The sequence below is a fragment of the Leeuwenhoekiella parthenopeia genome, from assembly GCF_020782115.1.
GTDB lineage: Bacteria > Bacteroidota > Bacteroidia > Flavobacteriales > Flavobacteriaceae > Leeuwenhoekiella > Leeuwenhoekiella parthenopeia.
The window spans coordinates 42,042-49,387 of sequence record NZ_JAJGMW010000030.1; the positions used below are offsets into that span (position 1 = coordinate 42,042).

Sequence of the window (7,346 nt, forward strand, 5' to 3'; positions counted from 1 at the left end):
AAGGACAAACCAATTGCAAATTCCCGATTTCGTATTTCTAATTTCTAATTTAAAAAACACTCTGGCTTCGATACAAATTTTGCTCCGCCAGGCTTCGCAAAATCCACTCAGCCGCCGCTGAAAAATTCAAGATTCAAGGTTTGAAATTCAAGATTTTGGATTTTATTTTTCAAAAGATCGAATTGAACGCAAATGTCACCTCGACGACAGGAGAGGTCTCATCCTACTTAGTTTTCTATTATTTAATAAACAATCTCTCGTTAATGGCTGATGCGATTTCTCCCTAAAGGTCGAAATGACAAACCAATTGTAAATAATACCAAAATCAAAAGTCTCCCTTCGAAGGGAGATTTAGAGGGATGTTTTTTCGTATTTAAAAACGCTCTGGCTTCGATACAAATTTTGCTCCGCAAGGCTTCGCAAAATCCACTCAGCCGCCGCTAGAAGAATTCAAGATTTAAGGTTGAAAATTCAAAGTTTTGGATTTTAAAAAAACGTAATGACCGCAAATGTCACCTCGACGATAGGAGAGGTCGCATCCTACTTAGTTTTCTATTATTTAATAAACAATCTCTCGTTAATGGCTGATGTGATTTCTCCCTTAAGGTCGAAATGACAAACCAATTCAAAATCATACCAAAATCAAAAGTCTCCCTTTGAAGGGAGATTTAGAGGGATGTTTTTTCGTATTTCTAATTTCGTATTTAAAAAGGCTTTGGCTTCGATACAAATTTTGCTCCGCCAGGCTTCGCAAAATCCACTCAGCCGCCGCTAGAAGAATTCAATATTTAAGGTTGAAAATTCAAAGTTTTGAATTTTAAAAAAACGTAATGACCGCAAATGTCACCTCGACGATAGGAGAGGTCACATCCTACTTAGTTTTCTATTATTTAATAAACAATCTCTCGTTAATGACTGATGTGATTTCTCCCAAAGGTCGAAATGAAAAACCAATTGCAAATTCCCGATTTTGTATTTCGTATTTCTAATTTCATATTTCAAAAAACTGCCTACTGCAACTGAAAGCTGTCAACTAAATCCCCGCTATCTGCTTAATTTCAGCGATCATATCATCGGCGATTTTATCTGCTTCGGTTTGTGACATAGCTTCGGTGTAAATACGAATGATGGGTTCGGTGTTTGATTTTCTAAGGTGTACCCAGTGCTTTTCAAAATCGATTTTAACGCCGTCAATAGTATTAATTTCTTCGGTTTTGTGATTTTCGGCAACTGCTTTTAAAATTCCGTCTACATCCAAACCGGGCGTAAGTTCAATTTTCTTTTTACTCATAAAATATGCGGGATAGCTCGCGCGTAACTCGCTTACTTTTAGTTTTCGCTTTGCGAGATGCGTCAAAAACAGGGCTACACCAACCAGAGCATCCCGACCGTAATGCGACTCGGGGTAAATGATACCACCGTTGCCCTCACCACCGATTACGGCACCCACTTCTTTCATTTTGGCAACCACATTCACCTCACCCACAGCAGCCGCGTGATACGTGCCGCCGTGCTTTAAAGTGACATCACGCAGAGCCCGCGACGAACTCAAATTAGAAACGGTTGCACCGGGGTTTTCACCCAAAACATAATCGGCACAGGCTACAAGTGTGTATTCTTCTCCAAACATTTCACCGGTCTCGTCAATAAATGCCAGCCGGTCTACGTCAGGGTCAACCACGATTCCCAAATCGGCGTTTTCTTCTTTTACCAAAGCGCAGATATCGCCCAAATGCTCTTTCAAAGGTTCGGGATTGTGAGGAAACCTTCCGTTAGGCTCGCAATACAATTTTACGGTATGCACCCCCAGACGGTTGAGCAACATCGGGATCGCGATCCCTCCGGTTGAATTTACACCGTCTACCACAATCTTAAATCCGGCCGCTTTGATCGCGTCTTCATCCACGAGTTCAAGATCTAAAACCTCGTCGATGTGAATATCGATATAGGCGTCGTTTTTATGTATTTCGCCCAAATCATCCACGGCTGCAAAATTCAGTTCTGCTGATTCTGCGAGTTCGAGGATTTTCGCTCCGGCTTCGGCATTGAGGAATTCCCCGTTTTTATCCAGCAATTTCAGGGCATTCCATTGCTTGGGATTGTGCGATGCGGTAAGAATTATTCCGCCATCAGCGTGCTCCAGTTTTACTGCAAGCTCTACCGTAGGCGTGGTCGATAAATCCAGATCAATCACGTGAATTCCCATTCCCACCAGGGTTTGCATTACGAGTTGCTGTAGCATTTCGCCGCTAAGGCGGGCATCACGACCTACCACGACGCGGTATTCGTCTTTAGTTCGCTGCTGTTTGATAAAACTTCCGTAAGCCGAAGCAAATTTTACAGCATCAATTGGGGTCAGGTTATCACCGGGATTACCGCCTATGGTTCCGCGTATTCCGGATATCGATTTGATTAGGGTCATTTATCTATTGTTATTTTTAGTGCTATACTTATTGGTTTTCAAAAAAACCGGCTATTCGCAAATATAGCCAAACACCAGGCGTTCCTAAACCGATTATTTGTATTTTAAACCGATGAATTTTTTGGCACACATTTATCTTTCGGGTGATGACGAACTGGTCACGCTGGGCAATTTTATGGCAGACGGCATAAAAGGCAAGCAGTATAAAAAGTTTAGTCCACGGCTTAAAAAGGGCATTTTGCTGCACCGCAGTATAGATACTTTCACAGACGCCCATCCCACGGTGCGCCAAAGCACCCGCCGCCTGCACGCTAAGTACAGCCACTACAGCGGGGTGATTGTAGATATTCTCTACGATCATTTTTTAGCCAAAAACTGGCAGCAATATTCAAAAGTTCCTTTAGAGCAATTTGTAAGCGATTTCTACGACAGTCTTGACCGGCATTACGATGTGTTGACCAACCCGATACAGCATATGATTCCGCATATGATCGCAGACAACTGGTTGCTGAGTTATGCCAAAATAAGCGGTATCGCCACGGTTTTGCACAATATGAACCGCCGTACCCGCAACCGAAGCGGCATGGATCGTGCCGTTGAAGATTTACAGGAACATTATACCGATTTTGAACACGAATTCACCTGCTTTTTTGAAGAACTCCGCGCCTTTTCTGCGGAACGCTTAGAAGAACTAAATACTGAATTTCCCGATACCAATACTACCGAACTATGAATTTTAAACTACTGAAACCTTTAGGATTTATACTGACTTTTATTCTGGTTTTAAATTCCTGCAAAACGGAACAAAAACAGCCACGCAGCATTCAACGCGGAGAACTTGCAGACAGCATTATGGTGGTTTCGGCCCGTGAAGAAGCTTCGCGTATAGGCGCCGAAATCCTGAAAAAAGGCGGTAATGCTTTTGATGCGCTCATAGGCGTAGATATGGCGCTTAATGTTGCCTATCCCTTTGCCGGAAGCCTAGGCGGCGGTGGTTTTATGGTGTACCGCAAAGCCGACGGCGAGATTGGCAGCATCGACTACCGCGAAAAAGCCCCTATGGCTGCCACGCACGATATGTATCTGGATGAAAACGGCGATGCCATCGCCTCTTTGAGCCGTGAAGGAGCGCTGGCTGTGGGCGTTCCGGGAACCATTGCCGGGATGTTTGCCATTCACGAAAAGCTGGGTTCTATGCCGATGGCCGAGATCCTTGAACCCGTTATTGCTCTGGCCGAAAAAGGCTATGTAATAACCGAAAATCAATGGAACCGCTATCGCAATTATGCTGCGGTTTTTGACAGTATTAACGGGATGGAAACCCTCTATTCGGTAGGTTTTCGCGAAAGCGACAGCCTTAAAATCAAAGCGGGTGACACCATTAAAAACCCCGTACTGGCCGCTACGCTGAGACGCATTGCGCAAAACGGAAAAAGCGAATTCTACGAAGGAGAGACCGCTCAGAAGTTGGTCAACTTTATGCAAAAGCATGGCGGACTCATCACGCTCGAAGATCTCAAAAATTACGAAGCGGTCTGGCGGGAACCCATCGTTTCCAGCTATAAAAACCTGAAGATCATCGGGATGCCGCCACCTTCAAGCGGCGGCGTTTGTCTGGCACAGATTTTTAAAATGATTGAACCCTACCAACTGAGTACCTATGGCCACAATTCGCTCAAAAGCATTCAGGTGATTACCGAAGCCGAACGTCGCGCTTATGCCGACCGCAGCTTTTTTCTGGGCGATCCTGACTTTAACGATATTCCTATCGAAACGCTCATCAGCACCGAATATGCAACAGAACGTATGGAGAATTTCAGCTTTGAGCAGGCAACGCCTTCTTCTGAGGTTGAGCATGGCGTAATCCCCGGCTATGAGTCTATGGAAACCACCCATTTCTCGATTGTTGATCAATATGGTAATGCGGTTGCCCTTACCACTACCCTCAACGGCGCCTACGGTTCTAAGCTGTATGCAGACGAACTCGGCTTTTTCCTGAACAACGAGATGGATGATTTTAGCGTAAAACCCGGAGTTCCTAATATGTTTGGCCTTATTGGCGCGGCGGCAAATAAAATCGAACCTCAAAAACGCATGCTGAGCTCGATGACGCCTACCATTGTAGAAAAAGACGGTAAACTTTGGATGACGGTGGGTACCCCGGGCGGTTCAACTATAATAACTTCGGTGTTGCAAACGATTCTGAATGTAGCCGATTTTGAAATGGGTATGCAGGAAGCGGTAGATGCACCCCGATTCCATCATCAGTGGTTGCCCGACGTGGTTACCTTTGAACCCGATGCCTTTGGTAAACCGCTTTTAGATAGCCTGGCGGCGAAAGGATACCAAATTCGTCAGGAAAACAGCGTTATTCTAGGAAAGGTAGACGGTGTACTCGTATTACCTGACGGCACTTTGGAGGGCGGCGCAGACCGTCGCGGAGATGATACTGCTGTAGGTTATTGATTTTTATCGCTTCTGAACACGATAATTTAATTTATTGCCTTTAGATGCGATAATGTCATTGTGTTATTTGTTAATGGTTAAGCGTTAATGGATTGTTTTAAAAAATTCTGCATTCTGAATTGATTATTGAGTAGTTTCTTATTTCTTGTTTTAAATAATTCTGCATTCCTAATTCTGAATTGATCATTGAGTTATTCAGTTATTTAAAAAAACAGAAAACCGAAAATTGTGAACTGTGATTGTAAACTGAAAACTGCCCACTGAGACTGAGACTGAGAACTGAAAACTGCCCACTGAGACTGAAAACTGAGAACTAGAAAAAATTGCAATTATCGCATTATAATACGATATTTACCATTATCGTCTCTAAATACGATACCGAACATTTATGACCGCTATATTAACCGCAGATATCATCAATTCGCGAACGCAGCAAAACTGGCTTCCGGTATTGAAAGCCGTGCTTAACCGCCTGGGTGACGAACCTAAAGACTGGGAGATTTACCGGGGCGACAGCTTTCAGCTTGAGGTAAAACCTACAGAAGCCTTGTATTCCGCCTTACTAATCAAAAGTGCTGTTAAAAGTCTGGATGGTGTAGATGTGCGCATCGCCATAGGTCTGGGAGAGAAGACTCACGACGCGGCTAAAATCACAGAAGCTAACGGAAGCGCTTTTGTAAACAGCGGCACCTGTTTTGACCGACTTAAAAAACAAACCCTCGCCCTGCAAAGCGACAATGCTGATTTTGACACGCAATTCAACCTCATTCTCGAGTTGGCCTGCCTGACGATGGACAACTGGACGCCGGTGAGCGCGCAGGTGTTTCACCAAAAGCTGCTGCACCCGCAGCTCAATCAAACCGAACTGAGCGAGATGCTGGGCAAATCGCAAAGCACCATTAGCGCTACCCTGCACCGCGCGGGGTATGACGAACTCACCAAAATGCTTCAGTACTACAGCCAAACCTTAAACAATCACTAAATGCTCGCACTCGCTCTAAAATTGCTGCTCGCTCACATTCTGGGAGACTTTGTACTGCAGCCCACCCGTTGGGTAAAAGACAAGCGCAAAAAGGGATTTCGCTCGCCGTATCTGTTGGCGCACATCGGCGTACATCTGCTGGCTTTGCTGGTGCTTTTGCAGTTTGACAGCCGCTATTTTTTAGGCATCGCCTTTATAGGTATAACCCACTACGCTATAGACCTGCTTAAGATCATATACACGACCAAAAAGAACAGTACCCCATTGTTCATTGCAGATCAGATCGCGCATCTGCTGGTGCTTAATCTGGTGCTGTATTACTACACGCCTTATACGATAGACTTTGATGCGCTGTACCAGCCTCTAGTTTTACTGGTGCTCACCCTATTGTTTTTTGTAACCTATGTCGCCGGGATTTTAATGCGCCTTATTTTACAACCCTGGCAGGAAGCCATCGAACCTTCTAAAAAAGAGAAACTCAAAGTCAAAAACACCTCTCTGGCCGGTGCCGGAAAAATCATCGGGATGCTTGAGCGCCTGTTTGTTTTCGCTTTTATCCTCCTCAACGCCTGGTCTGCCATTGGCTTTTTGATCACGGCCAAGTCGGTTTTTCGTTTTGGGGATCTTACCGAAGGAAAAAACCGCCAGCTTACCGAATATGTATTGATAGGAACCCTCCTCAGCTTTGGCCTGGCCATAGGTGCCGGACTGCTTTTTAATTACCTGCTCCCGTATTTATAGAAAATCTGGAATTCCGGAAAAAATTTATAAACTGAACAGGTATATTTACGGGAAAGCAGGCTTCTATCGTTTGTTTACGAAAGGATTGTGAAGGGATAAAAAAGAGAGGTCACAACTCGTTGTTTTATATAGTTATAGCACATTCAAGAAAACAAAATGAAATATACTTATCAACTTTTAATTTTAATAATATTTTATTCTTGCGACCCAGCGGTTGGAAACAAATTCGTAATACAAAATAATACGGAATCAAGACTAAAAGTTGAATCCATATTAAATTTTGGTTACAGAAATTATAATGAAAAAGACTCTATTCATACTGTAATTTTAAATCCAAACACGCAATCCCAAATTATTGAATATTACGAAATTGGAACTGCTCGTGATAAAGGGAATGCATTCTTGGAGGGGCTTGACACAATTGTTATAACAAGTGAATATGGTACTTTGATAAAGAATATTGACGACCGAAAAAATTGGGAATTTAAAGTACTGAAAAGTGGGCTCTTTGCAACGCATGAAGTGGAATATAAACTGATATTAACAGATAGGGATCTTGAATAAGAAACGTACTACAATACCGATAACTGCTGCACAAGCCTAAAAATGAGGGTGTAAATTAAACTCTGTCTGAAATAGATTTAAACATTAATTTTATTCAGACAGAACCATGAGAAAAGAGGAACAGACAGAATTTGAAAAGAAGGTGCTTGACCAGTTCATGTCGGGCAAGAA

Annotated in this window: 6 protein-coding genes; 5 read left to right on the top strand and 1 reads right to left on the bottom strand. The window is 43.4% G+C overall.

Going from position 1 to position 7,346, the window contains the following annotated elements; translation table 11 throughout:
• Positions 1-1,033: 1,033 nt before the first annotated feature.
• Entirely contained in the window at positions 1,034-2,422 is a 1,389-nt protein-coding gene (gene glmM, locus LLW17_RS17180) for a phosphoglucosamine mutase (RefSeq protein WP_228231523.1), read from the bottom strand.
• Between the two features lie 112 nt (positions 2,423-2,534).
• Between glmM and LLW17_RS17185 the strand changes: the two genes are divergently transcribed.
• The 5 genes from LLW17_RS17185 (at position 2,535) to LLW17_RS17205 (ending at position 7,175) form a co-directional block, all read left to right on the top strand.
• On the top strand, positions 2,535-3,155 hold the full coding sequence (locus LLW17_RS17185) for an acyl carrier protein phosphodiesterase (protein WP_228231524.1): 621 nt from the start codon (positions 2,535-2,537) through the stop codon (positions 3,153-3,155).
• Positions 3,152-4,888 carry a gamma-glutamyltransferase gene (gene ggt, locus LLW17_RS17190; protein WP_228231525.1) on the top strand — a complete coding sequence of 579 codons (1,737 nt, stop codon included), beginning with the start codon at positions 3,152-3,154 and terminating at the stop codon, positions 4,886-4,888. The genes LLW17_RS17185 and ggt overlap by 4 nt, the downstream gene beginning before the upstream one ends.
• A gap of 388 nt (positions 4,889-5,276) precedes the next feature.
• Positions 5,277-5,870: a SatD family protein gene (locus LLW17_RS17195; RefSeq protein ID WP_228231526.1), complete on the top strand. Its 594-nt coding sequence runs from the start codon at positions 5,277-5,279 to the stop codon at positions 5,868-5,870.
• Positions 5,871-6,611 carry a DUF3307 domain-containing protein gene (locus LLW17_RS17200; RefSeq protein ID WP_228231527.1) on the top strand — a complete coding sequence of 247 codons (741 nt, stop codon included), beginning with the start codon at positions 5,871-5,873 and terminating at the stop codon, positions 6,609-6,611.
• A gap of 156 nt (positions 6,612-6,767) precedes the next feature.
• Positions 6,768-7,175 carry a hypothetical protein gene (locus LLW17_RS17205; RefSeq protein ID WP_228231528.1) on the top strand — a complete coding sequence of 136 codons (408 nt, stop codon included), beginning with the start codon at positions 6,768-6,770 and terminating at the stop codon, positions 7,173-7,175.
• Positions 7,176-7,346 lie beyond the last annotated feature (171 nt).